At 66.9% G+C, this 19,097-nt stretch carries 16 protein-coding genes; 10 read left to right on the forward strand and 6 right to left on the reverse strand.

Going from position 1 to position 19,097, the window contains the following annotated elements:
• The first annotated feature begins 22 nt into the window (after positions 1-22).
• Positions 23-1,099: an Acg family FMN-binding oxidoreductase gene (locus tag BN4346_RS31730; RefSeq protein ID WP_067970688.1), complete on the forward strand. Its 1,077-nt coding sequence runs from the start codon at positions 23-25 to the stop codon at positions 1,097-1,099.
• A gap of 16 nt (positions 1,100-1,115) precedes the next feature.
• On the opposite strand, the gene BN4346_RS31735 is transcribed toward BN4346_RS31730, so the two are convergent.
• Positions 1,116-2,825: a GAF domain-containing sensor histidine kinase gene (locus tag BN4346_RS31735; RefSeq protein ID WP_067970690.1), complete on the reverse strand. Its 1,710-nt coding sequence runs from the start codon at positions 2,823-2,825 to the stop codon at positions 1,116-1,118.
• Positions 2,818-3,459 carry a hypoxia response regulator transcription factor DosR/DevR gene (gene dosR / locus BN4346_RS31740; RefSeq protein WP_067970693.1) on the reverse strand — a complete coding sequence of 214 codons (642 nt, stop codon included), beginning with the start codon at positions 3,457-3,459 and terminating at the stop codon, positions 2,818-2,820. Before dosR ends, BN4346_RS31735 begins: the two co-directional genes overlap by 8 nt.
• Positions 3,460-3,603: 144 nt before the next feature.
• Here dosR and BN4346_RS31745 point away from each other — a divergent pair, with 144 nt between their 5' ends.
• A complete protein-coding gene (locus BN4346_RS31745) occupies positions 3,604-4,374 on the forward strand; it encodes an SDR family NAD(P)-dependent oxidoreductase (protein ID WP_067970695.1) in 771 nt (256 codons plus the stop codon).
• A 6-nt stretch (positions 4,375-4,380) separates the two neighbouring features.
• Here the strand turns inward: BN4346_RS31745 and BN4346_RS31750 are convergent, their stop codons facing one another.
• From BN4346_RS31750 to BN4346_RS31760, 3 genes are read right to left on the reverse strand one after another with little or no spacing between them, the layout of a single operon-like run.
• Positions 4,381-5,154 carry a slipin family protein gene (locus BN4346_RS31750; RefSeq protein ID WP_407695130.1) on the reverse strand — a complete coding sequence of 258 codons (774 nt, stop codon included), beginning with the start codon at positions 5,152-5,154 and terminating at the stop codon, positions 4,381-4,383.
• 8 nt (positions 5,155-5,162) lie between these two features.
• Positions 5,163-5,810, reverse strand: coding sequence for a hypothetical protein (locus BN4346_RS31755; protein ID WP_067970699.1), 648 nt, complete (start codon positions 5,808-5,810; stop codon positions 5,163-5,165).
• A gap of 2 nt (positions 5,811-5,812) precedes the next feature.
• A complete protein-coding gene (locus BN4346_RS31760; RefSeq protein WP_067970701.1) occupies positions 5,813-8,146 on the reverse strand; it encodes a nitric-oxide reductase large subunit in 2,334 nt (777 codons plus the stop codon).
• 259 nt (positions 8,147-8,405) lie between these two features.
• On the opposite strand from BN4346_RS31760, the gene BN4346_RS31765 reads away from it, so the two are divergent.
• From BN4346_RS31765 to secA, 3 genes are all read left to right on the forward strand, one after another.
• Positions 8,406-9,053: a ComF family protein gene (locus tag BN4346_RS31765; RefSeq protein ID WP_067970704.1), complete on the forward strand. Its 648-nt coding sequence runs from the start codon at positions 8,406-8,408 to the stop codon at positions 9,051-9,053.
• Between the two features lie 141 nt (positions 9,054-9,194).
• Complete coding sequence (gene hpf / locus BN4346_RS31770; RefSeq protein ID WP_067970705.1) at positions 9,195-9,896, forward strand: ribosome hibernation-promoting factor, HPF/YfiA family; 702 nt, start codon at positions 9,195-9,197, stop codon at positions 9,894-9,896.
• A gap of 110 nt (positions 9,897-10,006) precedes the next feature.
• Positions 10,007-12,781, forward strand: coding sequence for a preprotein translocase subunit SecA (secA, locus tag BN4346_RS31775; protein WP_067970707.1), 2,775 nt, complete (start codon positions 10,007-10,009; stop codon positions 12,779-12,781).
• Positions 12,782-12,870: 89 nt separating this feature from the next.
• On the opposite strand, the gene BN4346_RS31780 is transcribed toward secA, so the two are convergent.
• Positions 12,871-13,377, reverse strand: coding sequence for an Rv3235 family protein (locus BN4346_RS31780; protein ID WP_078058537.1), 507 nt, complete (start codon positions 13,375-13,377; stop codon positions 12,871-12,873).
• 250 nt (positions 13,378-13,627) lie between these two features.
• Between BN4346_RS31780 and BN4346_RS31785 the strand changes: the two genes are divergently transcribed.
• The 5 genes from BN4346_RS31785 to BN4346_RS31805 all read left to right on the forward strand — a co-directional run bounded on the left by BN4346_RS31785 (position 13,628) and on the right by BN4346_RS31805 (position 18,954).
• A complete protein-coding gene (locus tag BN4346_RS31785; RefSeq protein ID WP_067970711.1) occupies positions 13,628-15,022 on the forward strand; it encodes a WS/DGAT/MGAT family O-acyltransferase in 1,395 nt (464 codons plus the stop codon).
• Positions 15,019-15,849 (forward strand): polyphosphate kinase 2, encoded by an 831-nt coding sequence (ppk2, locus tag BN4346_RS31790; protein WP_067970713.1) that lies wholly within the window; start codon positions 15,019-15,021, stop codon positions 15,847-15,849. Before BN4346_RS31785 ends, ppk2 begins: the two co-directional genes overlap by 4 nt.
• 51 nt (positions 15,850-15,900) lie before the next feature.
• Positions 15,901-16,398, forward strand: a complete 498-nt coding sequence (locus BN4346_RS31795; RefSeq protein ID WP_067971121.1) for a DUF6912 family protein — start codon at positions 15,901-15,903, stop codon at positions 16,396-16,398.
• Between the two features lie 68 nt (positions 16,399-16,466).
• The gene (locus tag BN4346_RS31800; RefSeq protein WP_067970714.1) at positions 16,467-17,612 is read left to right on the forward strand and encodes a ferredoxin reductase; all 1,146 of its coding nucleotides are present in this window, start codon (positions 16,467-16,469) and stop codon (positions 17,610-17,612) included.
• A gap of 82 nt (positions 17,613-17,694) precedes the next feature.
• Positions 17,695-18,954 carry a fatty acid desaturase family protein gene (locus tag BN4346_RS31805; RefSeq protein WP_067970716.1) on the forward strand — a complete coding sequence of 420 codons (1,260 nt, stop codon included), beginning with the start codon at positions 17,695-17,697 and terminating at the stop codon, positions 18,952-18,954.
• Positions 18,955-19,097 lie beyond the last annotated feature (143 nt).

Consider the following 19,097-nt stretch of genomic DNA (forward strand, 5'->3'; position numbering starts at 1 on the left):
CAGGGAAGAAAGGGGCTGGACCGTGGATGAACAGCCTGCGGGTTACCCGGATGCCGCGGCGGTCCGGGAGACCATCCGAACCGCGTTACTGTTGGCAGCCCGAGCGCCGTCGGTACACAACTCCCAACCGTGGCGCTGGCGGGTGGACCCTGCGCCGTCCGCGCCCCGACTGGACCTGTACGTCGAGCCCGATCTGCAGCTGCGCAACGTCGACCCCGACGGCCGGGGCATGATCTTGAGCTGCGGTGCGGCATTACACCACTGTGTGGTGGCGCTCGCCGCGTTAGGGCAGCAGGTCAAGGTTCATCGGTTGCCCGACCCGTCGCGGCCCGACCTGCTGGCCTCGATCGAGCTGTGTCCGCTTGGCGCGCAACCCGATCTCTCGCAGGTCGACGTCGCGCTGGCGGCGGCGATCCCGCGGCGGCGCACCGACCGTCGCTACTTCAGCGGCTGGCCGGTGGCCGGCGCCGACATTGCCTTGATGGGCGCGCGTGCCGCCCGGGCGGGCGTGATGCTGCGCCGGGTCGACGCCCTGGATCGGCTGAACGCGGTGGTGGCCCGCGCGGTGTTCGAGCATCGGACCGACTACGACTACCTTGCCGAGTTGGCGACCTGGAGCGGGCGCTACGGGTCGGTGGCCGGCGTTCCGGCGCACAGTGTTCCGGCGCCGGACGTCGGCGCCCCGATTCCGGGCCGGTTCTTCGCCGGGCCGGCACTGGCCCAGCCGCCGGGTGCCGTCCCGGCCGAGGACCGCGCGGTGATGTTGGCGTTGGGCACCGAGACCGACGACCGGCTGGCCCAGCTGCGCTCCGGCGAGGCCACCAGTGTGGTGCTGCTGACCGCGACGGCATTGGGGCTGGCCAGTTGCCCGGTCACCGAGCCGCTGGAGATCGCCGAAACCCGCGCTGCGGTGCGCCGCGACGTCTTCGGAACCAGCGGCTATCCGCAGATGCTGCTGCGGGTGGGCTGGGCCCCGATCAATGCCGATCCGCTGCCGGCGACCCCGCGGCGCTTCCTCAACGACACCGTCCAATGGCTGGTCGCCGATGCTCGGGCGGTGGAACCGGGGGACGTTCGGGGGCTGGCGCTGCACGCCTGATCCGCCACTGCGGCGGTTAGGCCATCAGGGGAGCGGACCAGCGCAGCACGGTCCCGCCGTCGGGGGCCGAGGCGACGCTGAAGGTCCCGCCCGCCTGCTCGGCGCGCTGCCGCAGGTTGGCCAGGCCGCTGCGGTTGATCACCTCGGGCATTCCGCGGCCGTTGTCGCTCACCTCGATGCTCAGGTCGTCTTCGACTTTGATCTGCACGGTCACTGCGGTGGCACCCGAATGCCGGACCGTATTGCTGACCGCCTCGGAAACCACCGCCTCGGCGTGATCAGCCAGACCCGGCTCCACCACCGAGAGCGGGCCGACGAACTGGACCGTGGTGTGTAGTCCCGATCCGGAGAATTGGGCCACCGCGTTGTCCAGTCGCTGCCGCAACGGTGTCGCCGCGGAGGCGACGCCGTGCAGGTCGAAGATGGTGGTGCGGATCTCGCCGATGATCTCCTGTAGGTCGTCGACCGCGTCGGAGAGTCTGCGCTGCACCGCGGCGTCCCGGCTTCGGGGAATGGTGCCCTGCAAGGACAGTCCGACGGCGAAAAGCCGTTGGATCACATGGTCGTGCAGGTCGCGTGCGATCCGGTCCCGGTCGGTGACCACATCGAGTTCGTGCATGCGGCGCTGTGTGGTTGCCAGCTGCCAGGCCAGCGCGGCCTGGTCGGCGAACGCAGCCATCATCTCGAGTTGCTCGACGCTGAACGGGGCCGTGATGCTGTGCCGCATCACCACCACCACTCCGGCCACCGCATCGGCGGCGCGCAGCGGAAGTATCAGCGCCGGCCCGGCCGCGTCGACACCGGTCAACGTGAGCCGGTCGACTCGGTGCGGTTCCCGCTTCGAGTAGGCCTCGCCGACCGGGGAGCCGGTCACCGGGAGGGTCTCCCCGGATAGGCAAGCCATTGTCGGCCCGATGGTTTCGACCACCAGGAGCTCGCTGACCTCGGCTTCGGCGGTGTCCTCGTCAAGCGGGATGGCCACCAGCGCCGACTCGGCGCCGGTGAGTTTGCTGGCCTCCTCGGCGATCAACCTGAACACCGTGGTGGGGTCGGTTCCGGACAGCAGTTCGGTCGCGATGTCGTGGGTGGATTCGATCCAGGATTGCCGCGCCTTGGCCTGGGCGTACAACCGGGCGTTGGCGATCGCGATCCCGGCGGCGGCGGCCAGCGCCTGCACCAGCACTTCGTCGTCTTCGCTGAATGGCTGCCCGTTGGCCTTTTCGGTGAGGTACAGATTGCCGACCACCTCACCGCGCACGCCCACCGGTACGCCGAGGAACGTCCGCATCAGTGGATGGTGAGGCGGAAAACCTATCGACGCGGGATGTTTGGAGAGGTCGTCCAGTCGCAGCGTTTGGGGTTGGTCGATCAGCAGACCGACCACCCCTACCTGCTGGGGCAACCGACCGATCTTGGCGAACGTGTCGTCGTCGATGCCCTCATAGACGAACTGCTGCATTCGACGGTGGCGGTCGTGTACTTCCAGCGCACCGTATTTGGCGTCGACCAGATTGGTGGCGGTCTGCACGATGGTGCGCAGGGTCTCGTCGAGCTCCAAACCCGAGGTGACGGCCAGCATCGCCGCCAGCAGTCCGTCGAGGCGGTCGCGGCCCTCCACGATCTGCTGGACCCGGTCTTGCACACCGACCAGCAGTTCGCGTAGCTGCAGATGAGAAAGCTTGTCGCGCAGGGGGTTCGGTCCTTCCTCGGATGCGTCGTCAATCATTCCGTGCGCGCTCGAGTTTGGTGGCGAAGACTGCGGCCTGGGTGCGACGCTCCATGCCCAGCTTGGCCAATAGCCGTGATACGTAGTTCTTGACGGTTTTTTCCGCCAGGAACATCCGGTCGGCGATCTGCTTGTTGGTCAGGCCTTCGGCGAGCAGGCTCAGCAGTGTCCGCTCCTGTTCGGACAGGCCCGACAGCGGATCGGGTTTTGCGGCGGCGCCGCGTAGCTTGGCCATCAGGGCGGCTGCGGCGCGATTGTCGAGCAGTGACCGTCCCGCGCCGACTTCCTTGACCGCGTGGGCCAGCTCCATGCCCTTGATGTCCTTGACGATGTAGCCGCTGGCGCCGGCCAGGATGGCGTCGAGCATGGCCTCATCGGAGGTGAAAGATGTCAGGATCAGGCACCGTAGTTCGGGCATCCGCGACAGCAGGTCACGGCACAGTTCGATGCCGTTGCCGTCCGGCAGCCGGACGTCGAGCACCGCGACATCCGGGCATAGCGCGGGTATGCGGGCGAGGGCTTCGGCCACCGAACCGGCCTCACCGACCACGTCGAGTTCGGGGTCGGCGCCCAGCAGGTCGATCAGGCCGCGCCGTACCACCTCGTGATCGTCTACCAGAAAGACTCTGATCACATCGCGTCCTCTCCGCTCCGGCACTGCCCACGGTAGCGGCGCAACTGGCGGATTCACAGGGTACTTAGCCCCGAACCGCCGGAGGGGCGCTCGGTGGGCGTGAATTACGCTTCATGCGCTTCGGCCGAGACAGAGGAGATCCCAGTGGACAGGTCTGCCCTCAACGCATTGTTCGATCTGACCGGACGCACCGCCATCGTGACCGGCGGAACGCGTGGCATCGGATTGTCGGTGGCGCACGGACTGGCCGCTGCCGGCGCCAACGTGGTGGTGGCCAGCCGCAAGAGCGAGGCCTGCGAGCGTGCCGCGGAGCAACTTCGCCAGGCCGGCGCCCAGGCCATCGGGGTGCCCACCCACCTCGGTGACGTCGAGGCGATCCAGCAGCTGGTCGACGCCACGGTCGAGCGGTTCGGCGGGGTGGACATCGTCATCAACAACGCGGCCAATGCGTTGGCGCTGCCGTTGGGTGAGATCACCCCGGAGGCCTTGAGCAAGTCGTTCGCGGTCAATCTGCAGGGGCCGGTGTTCCTGGTGCAGGCGGCGCTGCCGCATCTTCGGAAGAGCCAGCACGCCGCGATCGTCAACGTGGTGTCGGCCGGCGCCTTCGTCTATTCGCCGGCGACATCGATGTACTCGGCCGCCAAGGCCGCACTGGTGTCCTTCACCCGGTCCATGGCGGCTGAGCTGGCGTCGTCGCGGATCCGGGTCAACGCGATCGCCCCCGGGCCGGTCAATACGGACATGGTGCGTAACAACCCGCCGGAGTTCATCGCGGCGCTGCGGGGTGCCACGCTGCAACAGCGCATCGCCGAACCCGACGAAATGGTCGGTCCGATACTGCTTCTGGTCTCCGACGCCGGCAGCTACATCACCGGCCAGACCATCCACGCCGACGGCGGGATGGTGGCGCGGTAGTTTGCGCTAGTCCCGCTTGGCGGCGCGCAGCGCCTCGGCCGCGCCGCCCAGGAACGGGGTGATGATGTCCACCGGCAGCGGGAACACCACGGTGGAGTTCTGGTCGGCCCCGAGTTCCAAAAGGGTTTGCAGGTAACGCAGTTGCAGCGAGGCCGGGTTCTGCGAAAGCCGCTCGGCGGCTTGGCTGAGTTCCTCGGACGCCTGCAACTCGCCACGGGCGTTGATCACCTTCGCCCGGCGCTCGCGTTCGGCCTCGGCTTCGCGGGCCATCGCGCGTTGCATCGACTCGGGGATCTCCACGTCCTTGATCTCGACCACCCGCACCTGGACGCCCCACGGCTCGGTCTGCTTGTCGATGATCGTGCGCAGGTCGGCGTTCAGATCGTCGCGGTGCGCCAGCAGCGTGTCCAGATCCGCCCGCCCCAACAGGGAACGCAGCGTGGTCTGGGCGATCTGCGAGGTGGCCACCGCGTAGTTCTCGACCTCCATGATCGCCTTGATCGGGTCGGTGACCTGGAACATCACCACGGCGTTGACCCGGGCCGGAACATTGTCGCGGGTGATCACCTCTTGTGGGGGAATGGTCAGCGTCACCACCCGCTGATCCACCCGAATCATCTTGTCCACCAGGGGGAACAGAAACTTCAGCCCGGGCTGGTAGAGCGGGCGGGCATGGCCCATCCGGAACACCACGGCGCGTTCATACTCGCGCACCACATTCAGCGCGAAATAAGCCAGCACCGCCAGTGCCACGATGGCCAGCACCAGTACGGTGATCAGTCCTTCACTCACTTGAGCTGCTGCCTCCTGCTCGACGCGTCGTCGGAAAAGCCGCCCCACCGGGTGGAGTATCGGTCGATCGCGGCCTCGACCTGCAATGCCTGATCTTCGGCGACGGATCGGTGCGGCCGGTCATCGGGGGCATTACTCGGGGTATGCCACAGGTGCCGCAGCAGCGGAAAGCCGCCGGCCGCTACCACGGCGATCGCCGCGGTCAACACCAGCACATCGGCGGCCGAGTGGTTCACGAACAACGTCGCCGCCGGCAGGATGATCCCGAAACCCGCTACCGCACAAGCGATGCCTCGGTGGAACCGGCCGGTCTCGGAGTGCGGCCACGGGTCGACCGCTCGGCTGATCTCCCGGCCGTGGCTGGATGTGGTGCAGGTGTGCTTGACCGGGCAGGAGTTGCAGACCGACGGCGTCGCCCGGTACCGCATCACGCGATTGTCCGGATCGAACGAGGTGGGCCAGAGCCACTGGTCCTGCGGGCACTTCCACGCGTCATGGTCGTCGTGGTAGACGAACTTGCCGGTACGCCACTGCGCGGCGCGCTCGGAGGTCCGCTGGGCCATCCGGTCGAAGCCCCAGGCGAAAGCCAGCAGCAGCAGCGCGTAGCCGGCAACCAGCCACACCCAGGTCGCCGGCCCGGTCATGCTCAGTCCTTGCCTGCAGCCGTGGAGTCCGCCGGGACCTCGACGTAGAGCGGGTTCTCCGGCAGCTCGTCGACTGTCTCGCCGGAGCGGAAGTTGCGCAACGCAATCCAGGCGATCCAGACGAACGGCAGCACGCCGCCGATGATCAGGATCGCATCACCGGGCAGGCGCATCCACTCCAGCAGCGCATTGCCGGGCTTGGTGATGTACCCCAGTGACCGTGCTTCGAAATAGCCGTCGTTGACCGAGTGGAAAAGCTGCAGCACGCCCAGCGGCAACAGCGTGACGAACACCATCCACGCCAGGCCGATGTTCATGCTCCAGAACGAGATCCGGGCCAGTTTGTTCGGCCACTTGTCCGCCGGGATCACGTAGCGGAAGGCGAACATCGCCAGGGCGACCGCGAGCATGCCGTAGACCCCGAACATCGCGGCGTGTGCGTGGTTGGCGGTCAGCGCGGTGCCGATCTCGTAGTAGGACACCACCGGCAGGTTGATCAGGAACCCGAAGATTCCTGCGCCCAGGAAGTTCCAGAACCCGACGGCGACCAGGAACATCACCGCCCAGCGGGCCGGGAAGTTGTTCTGCTCGCCGGCTTCCTGACGGGCACCCAGCTGAAGGAAGGCCCAGGCTTCCACGGTTAGGAAGGTCAGCGGGATGACCTCGGCGGCCGAGAAGAACGCGCCCATCGCCATGTGCTCGACGGGTGTGCCGGAGAAGTACAGGTGGTGCATGGTGCCGATCACGCCGCCGGCGGAGTACAAGATGATGTCGAGGAAGATGACCAGCAGCGCGACGCGCTCGCGCACCACCCCGAGCTGCACGAAGATGTAGGCCACCATCGCGGTGGTGAACAGCTCCAGGAAGTCCTCCACCCACAGGTGCACCATCCAGAATCGCCAGAAGTCGGCGACCGAGAAGTGTGTCTCGCTGCCGGCCAGCAGGCTGGCCGCGTAGAAGGTGGGGATGGCCAGTCCGGTGAAGAAGAACATCCAGGGCAGGTTCATCTTCGAGGTGGTGGCCAGTTTCGAGCGCATGCCGCGCCAGATGATGACGATCCACAGGAACAGGCCGACGATCAGCAGCACCTGGAACAGGCGTGGCAGGTCCAGGAACTCCCACTGCTGGGAGAAGATGGTCCCCGGCTTGATCACCCCGAAGATCGACAGTGCCTCGAAAGTCAGCGACCCGAAGACCACCACCGCCAGTGCGCCGAGCAATCCGTAGACCAGGATCGACTGCTTGCCGGGTTCGCGGCGGGTGATGAAGGGTACCAGGAAGATCCCGCCGGCCAGGAACGCCGCCGCGGTCCAGAACAGTGACAGCTGCAGGTGCCAGGTTCGGGCCAGGTTGTAGGGCAGGACCTTGGCGAGGTCGATCCCGTAGAACTCCGACAGATCCGCCCGATAGTGCTCGACGGCGCCGCCGAGCAGGACTTGGGCCAAGAACAGCACCGCGACGACGGCGAAGATCCAGATCGCGGCGCGCTGCGAGCGGGTCAGCGGCACCTCGCCGGGCTGGCGGAAGTGCAGCTTGGTCATCTCGGTGCCGTGCCAGCCGATGTTCTGGCTCCAGCGTCCGTAAACGGTGAACATGATGCCGATGCCGCCCAACAGCATGATCAGCGACAGCACCGACCACACCACCACCGATCCGGTGGGCACGTTGTCCACGCGGGGCTCCGAGGGCCAGTTGTTGGTGTAGCTGTAGTTGTGACCGGGCCGGTCCGCGGCCGCCGCCCACGCGGTCCAGGCGAAGAAGGAGGTCAGATCGCGGATCTCGCCGGGGTCGGTGATCATGTGCGGCAGCAGGCCGTATTTGGTGGAGGCTTCGCCGAAGTAGTCGGCGTAGTGCTTCTCGATGTCGTTGAACGCCTGGACCTGTTTGTCGGTGAACACCAACGTCTTGGTATCGGCGTTATAGCGGTTGGTCCGGAACTCGGCGACCACGTCGTCGTGCGGGTTCGCCACGCCCTGAGCCTTGAACTGATCGGCGACGTCTTCGGTGGCCAGCCGCAGGTATTCGGCGGTGTAGTCCGGGCCGAGATAGGCGCCGTGGCCCAGCACCGAGCCGTACTGCATGAGGCCGCGGGCCTGATAGAGCTGTTGGCCGCGGGTGATGTCGGCACCGGAGAACAGCTCCTGGCCGGATTCGGTAACGACCCTGTCTGGCATCGGCATTGATGCCGTGTACGTGCGGTAGGCCAAGATGCCCATCACCAGGAAACCGAAGATCATGACCAGGGCCACGCCCTGGGCCCAGCCCTTGCCGACCAGCGCCCCGGCACGGCCGGATTCGCTGGTCGGCGCGCCCAATTGTGTCGCGTCGGTGCTCATGGATCGGACGCTAACAGTATCGAGGATGGGTATTCGCGAAATTATCCGGGCCGCCACGAATTTGGGGTCTGGCGTTAGTTTTTCTGCGGACTAAATGCCCCTTGACGCCGAGGTACGACATACCGTAGTAGCGAGCCGGAGGTCCAGGCACCCGAGGGGGTCGCGGTCGCCGACCTCTCGGCCGACCTGTCCGGGGATTAGGACCGGCTAGAACAGCTGGCCCCACTTGATGTCACACCCCGGGGGCAGCATCTCCCTCGTGCTTGACGCGGTGCTTCCCCTGCAGTGCGGGGGCTGCGGTGCGCCCGGGACCCGATGGTGTGCCGTCTGCGCCGCGCAGCTGGCCGTTGGGCCGGACGAACCGCGGGTGATCGCCCCGCGACTGGATCCGCAGGTACCGGTGTTCGCACTGGGCCGCTACGCCGGGTCCCGCCGGCAGGCGATTGTCGCGGTCAAGGAACGCGGACGTAGCGACCTCGTCGCGCCGCTGGCATTGGCGTTGGGCGCTGCGCTGGCGCGGCTGCTGCGCTGGCAGATGGTGGACCTGCCGCTGACGATCATCCCGGCGCCCACCCGCCGCAGCGCCGCTCGACGGCGCGGGGGCGATCCGATCGCGCGGATCGCCGCGGCGGTCGCGGCGCGCAATGTCGGCGTGACGGTCACGCCGGCATTGCGGATGCGGGCGCTGACCCGCGACTCGGTCGGTCTGGGCAGCGCCGCCCGGGAACGCAACATCGCCGGTCGAGTCCTGCTGCGCCGACGTGGCCTGGCGGATTTGTCCGGAGCCGGCGATGTCCTGATCGTCGACGACGTCGTGACCACCGGGGCCACCCTGGCCGAGTCGGTGCGGGTGCTGCGTCACGCCCAGGTGCGGGTTTCTGCGGCGCTTGTGATCGCTTCGGTATGAGACGGGTGTCAAACGGGTGCGCCAAACCGGTGGCACGTATCCGGCGGCATGGCTACGGTCGTCATCAAGGGCCGGGGACCTTGAAAGAACGGGCCGGGGACCTCGAAAGAACGTGGTCGAGACGATAGGAGAGTGTCGAGCATGGCAAATCAATTTGTGGAAACCAGCGCGACGTCGGTCGATGTGGACGAGCGCCCCGACCAGTCGGGTGCGGAGATCGTGGTCAAGGGCCGTAACGTCGAGATTCCAGACCATTTCCGGGTTTACGTCGCGCAGAAGCTGGCCCGCGTGGAGCGGTTGGACCGCTCGATTCGCTTCTTCGATGTCGAGCTCAAGCATGCCAATAATCGACGCCAGCGAAAATCCTGCCAGCAGATCGACATCACCGCGCACGGCCGCGGCCCGGTGGTCCGCGGGGAGGCCCGCGCCGACAGTTTCTATGCCGCGTTCGAGGCCGCGATCGACCGCCTGGAGAGCCGCCTGCGCCGCGACAAGGGCCGTCGCAACGTCTCCTACGGCGACAAGACTCCCCTGTCGGTAGCGGAGGCCACCGGGATCACCAAGTTGGACCCGGAGTTCCTCGCCGACGCATTCAACCGGGACGGCACCGCCGAACCCGACCACCGCGAGGCGGGCGGGCACAGCGACGGCCACGAGCATGAGCCTGGCCAGATCGTGCGCACCAAGGAACACACCGCGACACCCATGTCGGTCGACGACGCGCTCTACGAGATGGAGCTTGTCGGCCACGATTTCTTCCTGTTCCAGGACAAGGAGACCGACCAGGCGTCGGTGGTCTACCGTCGGCACGCCTACGACTACGGCTTGATCCGTTTGGTCTGAGGCCACTGCCTTGGCGGAGCCGCGTTGGCGGCGCATTGCCACCCCTGGCAACGGTGTCACCTACCATGGGTGACGCTCGTAATGCCGAAGACTGAGTAGGGGACATAGCCGTGCTGTCCAAGTTGCTGCGTTTTGGTGAAGGCCGCATGGTCAAACGGCTCCGGAAGGTCGCGGACTACATCGACACCCTCTCCGGGGATGTCGAAGCGCTTACCGATGCCGAGCTGCGGGCCAAGACCGACGAGTTCCGTCAGCGGCACGCCGACGGCGAATCCCTCGACGACCTGCTGCCCGAGGCATTCGCGGTGGCCCGTGAGGCGGCGTGGCGGGTGCTGACCCAGCGGCCGTTCCACGTGCAGCTGATGGGTGGCGCGGCGCTGCACTACGGCAACGTCGCCGAGATGAAGACCGGCGAGGGCAAGACCCTGACCTGTGTGCTTCCGGCGTACCTCAACGCGATCTCCGGCAAGGGCGTGCACGTCGTCACCGTCAACGACTACCTGGCCAAGCGCGACAGCGAGTGGATGGGCCGCGTGCACCGTTTCCTCGGCCTGGAGGTCGGGGTGATCTTGTCGCAGATGACCCCGGACGAGCGACGCGTTGCCTACCACGCCGACGTCACCTATGGCACCAATAACGAGTTCGGCTTCGACTACCTGCGCGACAACATGGCGCATTCGCTCGAACAGCTGGTGCAGCGCCCGCACAACTTCGCCATCGTCGACGAGGTCGACTCCATCCTGATCGACGAGGCCCGCACCCCGCTGATCATCTCCGGGCCTGCCGACGGCAGCTCCAACTGGTACTCCGAGTTCGCTCGGATCGTGCCGCTGATGGAAAAGGACGTCCACTACGAAGTGGATCTGCGCAAGCGCACCATCGGTGTGCACGAGCTCGGGGTGGAGTTCGTCGAGGACCAGCTCGGTATCGAGAACCTCTACGAGGCCGCCAACTCCCCGCTGGTCAGCTACCTCAACAACGCCCTGAAGGCCAAGGAGCTGTTCAACCGCGACAAGGACTACATCGTCCGCAATGGCGAGGTCTTCATCGTCGACGAGTTCACCGGCCGCGTGCTGGTGGGCCGGCGCTACAACGAGGGCATGCACCAGGCCATCGAGGCCAAGGAGCGGGTGGAGATCAAGGCCGAGAACCAGACCCTGGCCACCATCACCCTGCAGAACTACTTCCGGCTCTACGACAAGCTCGCCGGCATGACCGGCACCGCCGAGACCGAAGCTGCCGAGCTGCACGAGATCTACAAGCTGGGTGTGGTACCGATCCCGACCAACAAGCCGATGGCGCGCCTGGACCAGATCGACCTCATCTACAAGACCGAAGAGGCCAAGTTCCTCGCGGTCGTCGACGACGTCGCCGAGCGCTACGAGAAGGGCCAGCCGGTGCTGATCGGCACCACCAGCGTGGAGCGCTCGGAGTATCTGTCCAAGCAGCTGACCAAGCGGCGCGTCCCGCACAACGTGCTGAACGCCAAGCAGCATGAGCGTGAGGCGCACATCATCGCCGAGGCGGGCCGGCGCGGCGCGATCACGGTGGCCACCAACATGGCCGGTCGCGGCACGGACATCGTGCTCGGCGGCAACGTCGACTTCCTGGCTGACCAGCGGCTGCGCGGTCAGGGCTTGGACCCGGTGGAGACCCCGGACGAGTACGAGGCCGCCTGGGATGCGGCGCTGCGCGAGATCAAGGCCGAGGCGGCCGTCGAGGCCGAGGAAGTGATCGAGGCCGGTGGTCTTTACGTGCTGGGCACCGAGCGGCACGAGTCGCGGCGTATCGACAACCAGCTGCGCGGTCGGTCCGGCCGCCAAGGTGACCCGGGCGAGTCGCGGTTCTACCTGTCGTTGGGCGACGAGCTGATGCGACGGTTCAACGGTGCGGCGCTGGAGTCGCTGCTGACCCGGCTGAACCTGCCCGACGACGTGCCGATCGAGGCCAAGATGGTCACCCGGGCGATCAAGAGCGCCCAGACCCAGGTCGAGCAGCAGAACTTCGAGATCCGCAAGAACGTTCTGAAGTACGACGAGGTGATGAACCAGCAGCGCAAGGTGATCTACGCCGAGCGCCGCCGCATCCTCGACGGTGAGAACCTGGCCGAGCAGGCCAACGACATGCTCGTCGACGTGATCACCGCCTATGTCGACGGCGCCACCGCTGAGGGCTATGCCGAAGACTGGGACCTCGAGCAGCTGTGGACCGCGCTGAAGACCCTGTACCCGGTGGGGATCGACTATCACCAACTGTTGCACGCCGACGACATCGGTGAGGCCGACGACCTGACTCGCGAAGAGCTGCTCGAGGCGCTGCTCGCCGACGCCGAGAACTCCTACGCGGCGCGTGAGGCCCAGGTCGACGAGACCGCCGGGACCGGCGCCATGCGAGAGCTGGAACGCGGCGTGCTGCTCAGCGTTCTGGACCGCAAGTGGCGTGAGCACCTCTACGAGATGGACTACCTCAAGGAAGGCATCGGTCTGCGGGCGATGGCGCAGCGTGACCCCCTGGTCGAGTACCAGCGGGAAGGCTTCGACATGTTCCGCGGCATGCTCGACGGGCTCAAGGAGGAGTCGGTCGGCTTCCTGTTCAACGTCGCCGTCGAGGCGGTCCCGAAGCAGTCGGTGGCGCCGGTGGATGCCCCCGAGGGGTTGGCGGAGTTCGGGTTGCGCGCCAAGGGAATCGACGGTGCCAACGGGGCTGACGGCGCGGACGGCACAGCGGGGCTGACCTATTCGGGTCCCGACGAGGACGGTTCCGCGCAGGTGCGCCGGAACGATGACCTGCAACCGGCGGGCGCGACATCTCGCCGTGAGCGCCGCGAAGCGGCCCGCCGCGAAGGCCGCGGGCCCCGGTTGCCGAAGGTTCCTCGCAAGAGCTGAGGGCGCAGCGCTCAGCCGATGGCGCCGACCCGTCCCCGGCCAGCGGGCGGTACCCCCAGCGCGTGGCTTCGCCGCGCTTGCGATCGGCGCTAGCCGATGTGCAGAGCGACGATCCGCCAGGCTGTGTTGTTGCCGCCGTTGCCGCGGTTTCTGCCCCCGGGAACCAACTCGACGCGGCAGGCCAGTGCATGCGTGCGCGGTCCGCGCCGGTAGGTGCCGAAAACTTCCACCGCGCTTGCCGGTTCGGCTGAACCTGCCGGTTGCACGCGCACCCGCTGCAGGGTGGCCGGCTCAACCCGGCCCGCCGGTGCCGCCGGCCGAGCCGATACCACCGAGCCGGCCAGTCCGGTGGCAAGTAGCGGATGCAGATGCGTCGACGGCCGGCGCCCGTCCACCACTTCCAGGACCCGGCGCAGTGCGGCGTCGGCGAACACCGCTGCCGACTGCAACGGCGCCGGCAATGCCTTGCGTGCGGGCCGATCGGGCCGTGTCCTCGGGGGATGCCCGCGCCGCGGCCGGACCGACGGCGAAGGCCCGGGCGAGTGCGCGGGCCGAGCCGGCATGGCGGGGCGGGCAGGCGGTTCGTAATCGAGCATCGGTGCGACGGTCGATCGCGGGGGCGAAGTGGGATCGATGGGCACGGCAACTCTCCAAGGTCGGTCCGGGCGGCGGGCCTGCTGGAGAGTGGCAGGGCGTGTGCGGCGATCATCGCACAATCGCGGCTGCGGCGTATCCGCGTGCGGCGCGGCCTAGCGGCGGGCTACCGTGAGCGGCAGTGTTTTTCTCTGATCCGGAGCTGGTTCAGCGCCCGGCCGGATCGAGCCAGCAGGGAGGACGGGTGCCAGGATGGTGAACCGGCTATCGGCGTCGGACGCCTCGTTCTACCGGCTGGAGAACACCACGACGCCGATGTATGTGCAGTCGCTGTTTATTCTGCGCAACCCGCGGGGCGGGCTGGGCTACGACAAGCTACTGGAGACCGTCGAGCGGCGGCTGCCGCAGATCCCGCGCTACCGGCAGAAGATCCGCGAAGTCACCATGAGCCTGGCCCGCCCGGTGTGGGTGGATGACCAGGAGTTCGACATCACCTACCACGTAAGGCATCTCGCGGTGCCATCTCCCGGCAGCGATCGCCAGCTGCACGAGCTGATCGCGCGTTTGAGCCAGCAACCGCTGGACCGGTCCCGGCCGCTGTGGGCGACCTATCTGATCGAGGGGCTAGCTGACAACCGGATCGCCATCTACGTCAAGTCGCACCAAGCGCTGGTTCACGGCATGGCGGCGCCGGCGTTGGCGCACGTCCTGGTCGACCGGACTGCGCGCCCACCGGCGTTCGATGAAGACATCTGGGTGCCGCGCGACGAGCCCGGCGCCGTCGAGTTGGTCCTCGGCGCGGTCGGGGACTGGTTAGCGGCTCCGCGGACCCAACTGCAGGCGGTGGGATCGACGGTCGGCAGCCCGTTGACCTGGGCGGGCCGCAAGGCGTTTGAAGCAGTCCGGGCCGTCGCGCGCGGTGCGGCCCCGCACAGCCCGCTCAACACCCAGGTCTCGCAGAACCGCCTGTTCACGGTTGCGAGCGGCTCGCTGGAGGATTACCGAACGGTGCGGGCCCGCTACGACTGCGCCATCAACGACGTGGTGCTTGCCGTGATCACCGGGGCGTTGCGGAACTGGCTGCTGGCCCGCGGCGAACCGGTCGGATCGACGCGCACCGTACGGGCGCTGGCACCGTTGTCGGTGTACCCGGACCACGAATTCGACTCCGCCGGTCAGCCGATCGGTGCGGTCACGCCGTTCCTGGTGGATCTGCCTGTCGGAGAAACGAATCCGGTAGTCCGGCTTTCCCAGATCGCCTATGCCACCGAATCGCATCCCTCCTCGACCCGGCTGGTGGATGCCCGCACCATCTTGACCGTGGCGGGCTTCGCCCCGCCAACCCTGCATGCGATGGGTGTTCGGGTCGCGACCGCGTTCGCCGGATTCTCCGGGCGGGTGTTCAACCTGCTGATCACCAATGCGCCGGGCACTCAGCGCCAGCTCTATGTCTGTGGCGCGAAGCTGCTCGAGACCTACAGCGTGCCGCCGTTGTTGCCGAACAAGGCGTTGGCGATCGGGGTCACGTCCTACAACGGCACGCTCTATTTCGGCGTCAATGCCGACCGCAAGGCCATGAGTGACGTAGGAATGGTCTCAGCACTGCTGGACGAGGCGCTGGCCGAACTACTGGAGGCAGCACAGTGAGTGACAACGAATTCCAAGCCGCTAAACGGCGGCTCGCCGACGACGTGTACGAGAAGGAATTGCTGCGTCTGCAAAGCGAATTCGTCAAACTCCAAGAATGGGTCCGCACTACCGGCACTCGGGTGGTGGTGCTCTTCGAGGGGCGTGACGCCGCAGGCAAGGGCGGGGTCATCAAGCGCATCACCGAATACCTGAGCCCGCGCACGGTGCGGATCGCGGCGCTACCGGCGCCCACTGAGCGTGAGCGAGGGGAGTGGTACTTCCAGCGCTACGTCGCGCATCTGCCGGCGCGCGGTGAGATCACCCTCTTCGACCGATCCTGGTACAACCGGGCCGGGGTGGAAAAGGTGATGGGATTCTGTACGCCCGAAGAGCATGCGCAGTTCCTCAAGCAGGCGCCGGTCTTCGAGCAGCTGCTGATCGATGACGGAATCCTGTTGCGCAAGTATTGGTTTTCGGTCTCTCAGACCGAGCAGCTGCGCCGGTTCCGAAAGCGGCGTAACGATCCACTGCGGCAGTGGAAGCTCTCGCCGATGGACCTGGAGGCGCTGCACCGCTGGGAGGACTATTCACGGGCCCGTGACGAGATGATGTCTCACACCGATACCGCTTCCAGCCCTTGGTACTTGGTCGAGTCGGAGGTCAAAACCCACGCGCGGCTGAACATGATGGCGCACCTGCTGGAGTCCATCCCGTATCGCGAGGTGGAGCACCAGCGGGTTGACTTGCCGAAGAAGCCCATCGTCACCGGCCGTTACGAGCGGCCCGACCGCAGTCTCTACCGCTATGTGGACGACTACGCCGCCACCCTGCTGGACGACGCGTGAGTGGCTTCGCCCGGCTTCGCCGTGCTCGCGATCGCGGCTAAGGTCTGGCACATGCGGGTATATATCCCGGCGACGCTGGCCATGCTGGCCCAACTGGTCGCCGACGGTTCATTGCGTCCGGTCAGCGGGACTGCGTTCGCGGTGACCCCGGCGCTGCGGGAGTCCTATGCCCACGGCGACGACGACGAGCTGGCTGAGGTCGCACTCGGGGAGGCGGCGCTGGCCTCGCTGCGGTTGCTCGCCGGCGCGGCCGGTGAGACGTTGCCCACCCGCCGGGCGGTGCTCGTTGCCGAGGTCGAGGGCGCCACCGTTCGCCCCGATCTGGATGCCGCCGTGGTCCGGCTGACCGAGCCGGTCACGATGACCGACGTGGTCGCGGCGTATGTGGACAACGCTGCGGCCGAGCCCGCTGTGCGCGCGGCATTGGCGGTGATCGACGACGCCGACCTCGGCGATGAGGACGCCGAGCTGACCGTCGGCGACGCCCAGGACCACGACCTGGCCTGGTACGCCACCCAGGAGCTGCCGTTCCTGCTCGATCTGCTGTGATGCCGTCGGGCCAAGGTTACGGTACCGTAGGTTCATCAACCGCCCGATAGCGAGCAGGGAAAGTTTTCGTGAGTAAGAAGCATTCGGCGATCGTTGCGCACATCGGCGACACTAAGCGCCCGACCGCCGTCGGGGCCGACCGTCACCCGGTCTGGAATGCTGTGCGCCGCATTGCGACACAGATCACCACCCCGCTTCTTCCCGACGACTATCTGCGCTTGGCCAACCCGCTGTGGTCGGCCCGCGAACTGCGTGGGCGCGTGGTGGAGGTCCGGCGGGAGACCACGGATTCGGCGACGCTGATCATCAGGCCCGGCTGGGGTTTTCAGTTCGACTACCGGGCCGGTCAGTACATCGGCATCGGCCTGCTGGTCGATGGTCGCTGGCGCTGGCGGTCCTACTCGCTGACATCTCCGCCGGTGACCAGGGCGCGCACCATCTCCATCACCGTCAAGGCGATGCCGGAGGGCTTCCTGTCCAGTCACCTGGTCGATGGTGTGGCGCCGGGAACCGTGGTGCGCCTGGCTGCGCCGCAGGGGGAGTTCGTGTTGCCCGACCCGGCGCCGGCGACGGTGCTGTTCGTCACGGCCGGATCAGGGATCACGCCGGTCATGGCGATGTTGCGCTCGCTGGCTCGCCGTGGGGCCATTGCCGACGTCGTCCACCTGCATTCGGCGCCGACGGCAGCCGACGCGCTGTTCGCTGATGAGCTGGCCGATCTGGCGCGGGACCACCCCGGGTACCGGCTGCTGTTGCGCACCACCCGAGACCAGGGCCGGCTGGAGCTGCGGGGACCCGAAACTCTGGACGCCGAGGTGCCCGACTGGCGTGAGCGCCAGACCTGGGCGTGCGGACCGACGGCAATGCTCGGCGATGCCGAACGCGTTTGGGCTGCAGCCGGAATCGCCGACCACCTGCACGTCGAGCGGTTCGCGGTGGCGCGCACCGCGCCGGCCGAGGGCGGTGGCACCGTCACCTTCGCGGCCAGCGGCAAGAGCGTGACGGCGGATGCGGCGACGACGCTGCTCGAGGCCGGCGAGAGCGCCGGGGTATCGATGCCGTTCGGATGCCGGATGGGTATCTGCCAGTCGTGCGTGGTGACGCTGGTGGGCGGACGCGCTCGTGACCTGCGCTCCGGCGCCGACCATGAGCCGGGCACTCGGGTGCAGACCTGTGTCAGCACGGCGGCCGGCGATTGCGAACTAGACGTTTGATGATTACCCGCTGGTAACCTACGGGAACGTAGGTTACGATAGCGTAGGTATAGACGGTGATGCGTTTCCGAAAGGCGGTCTGATGGCGGTAACCGACGTCGAGGTGTTTGCGCACCTCAGCGACGCCGACGTGGCGAACCTCGCCGCCGAGCTGGACGCCATCCGCCGGGACATCGAGGCCACACGCGGGGAGCGTGACGCGCGGTACATTCACCGCACCATCGCGGCCCAGCGGGCGCTCGAGGTGACCGGTCGGGTGCTGCTGGCGGCCGGTAACCGGCGCTGGGCGCGCTGGGCCGGCATCGGCACCCTGGGCGTGGCCAAGATCGTCGAGAACATGGAGATCGGCCACAACGTCATGCACGGGCAGTGGGACTGGATGAACGATCCCGAGATCCACTCCACCGGCTGGGAGTGGGATATGGCCGGCGTTTCCAAGCACTGGCGCTTCACCCACAACTTCGCCCACCACAAATACACGAACATCCTCGGGATGGACGACGATGTGGGTTACGGCGTAATCCGGGTCACTCGCGACACTCGCTGGCAGCGCTTCAACCTGCTCAACCTGTTCTACAACGCCATGTTGGCGATCGGGTTCGAGTGGGGAGTCGCGCTGCAGCACTTGGAGATCGGCAAGATCTTCAAAGGTCGCGACAGTCGCCAGGAGACCCTGTCTCGACTGCGGGAGTTCGGCGGCAAAGCCGGCCGGCAGGTGTTCAAGGACTACATCGCCTTCCCGGCGCTGACTTCGCTGTCGCCCGGCGCGACCTTCGTCTCGACGGTGAAGGCCAACGCGATCGCCAACGTGATCCGCAACCTGTGGGCCAATGCGATCATCTTCTGCGGTCACTTCCCCGACGGTGCAGAGAAATTCACCAAGACCGACATGGTCGGTGAGTCGCAGGGACAGTGGTACCTACGGCAGTTGCTGGGCAGCGCCAACATCGATGCTCGGCAGCCGATGCGGTTTATGAGCGGAAGCCTGTCGCATCAGATCGAGCACCATCTTTTCCCCGATCTGCCGAGCAACCGCTACCCCGAGATCGCGGTGCGGGTGCGTGCGGTGTGCGAGAAGTACGACCTGCCCTACACCTCCGGGCCGTTCTTGGTGCAATACGCCAAGACCTGGCGAACCATCGCCAAACTGTCACTGCCGGACCGCTTTCTGCGCGACACCGCCGATGACGCACCGGAGACCCGCAGCGAGAAGATGTTCGCCGAGCTGGGCCCGGGGTTCACTCGCGTCGACCCGGTGACCGGTCGTCGCCGTGGGCTCAAGACCGCCATCTCCGCCGTGCGGGGTTGGCGTCGCGACAAGAAGGTCGGCCTGGCCGCCTGATCAGTGGTCGTGAGTGTGAATCTCACGACGGGACACGCCGCAAGTCGTCGTGAGATTCACACTCGGCGGTGTGGAAACGCGGAACTCGGCGGTGTGGAAACGCGGAACTCGGCGGTGTGGAAACGCGGAATCCGGCCGTGTGG

The organism is Mycolicibacter icosiumassiliensis (assembly GCF_900078685.2).
Classification (GTDB): domain Bacteria; phylum Actinomycetota; class Actinomycetes; order Mycobacteriales; family Mycobacteriaceae; genus Mycobacterium; species Mycobacterium icosiumassiliensis.

Excerpts from the sequence above, each read along its gene's own strand:
- hpf (WP_067970705.1), top strand. The coding sequence starts at position 9,195 with ATGGCAAATCAATTTGTGGAAACCAGCGCGACGTCGGTCGATGTGGAC.
- BN4346_RS31795 (WP_067971121.1), top strand. The coding sequence starts at position 15,901 with ATGCGGGTATATATCCCGGCGACGCTGGCCATGCTGGCCCAACTGGTC.
- BN4346_RS31805 (WP_067970716.1), top strand. The coding sequence starts at position 17,695 with ATGGCGGTAACCGACGTCGAGGTGTTTGCGCACCTCAGCGACGCCGAC.
- BN4346_RS31735 (WP_067970690.1), bottom strand. The coding sequence starts at position 2,825 with ATGATTGACGACGCATCCGAGGAAGGACCGAACCCCCTGCGCGACAAG.
- BN4346_RS31760 (WP_067970701.1), bottom strand. The coding sequence starts at position 8,146 with ATGAGCACCGACGCGACACAATTGGGCGCGCCGACCAGCGAATCCGGC.
- BN4346_RS31785 (WP_067970711.1), top strand. The coding sequence starts at position 13,628 with ATGGTGAACCGGCTATCGGCGTCGGACGCCTCGTTCTACCGGCTGGAG.
- BN4346_RS31780 (WP_078058537.1), bottom strand. The coding sequence starts at position 13,377 with ATGCTCGATTACGAACCGCCTGCCCGCCCCGCCATGCCGGCTCGGCCC.
- BN4346_RS31755 (WP_067970699.1), bottom strand. The coding sequence starts at position 5,810 with ATGACCGGGCCGGCGACCTGGGTGTGGCTGGTTGCCGGCTACGCGCTG.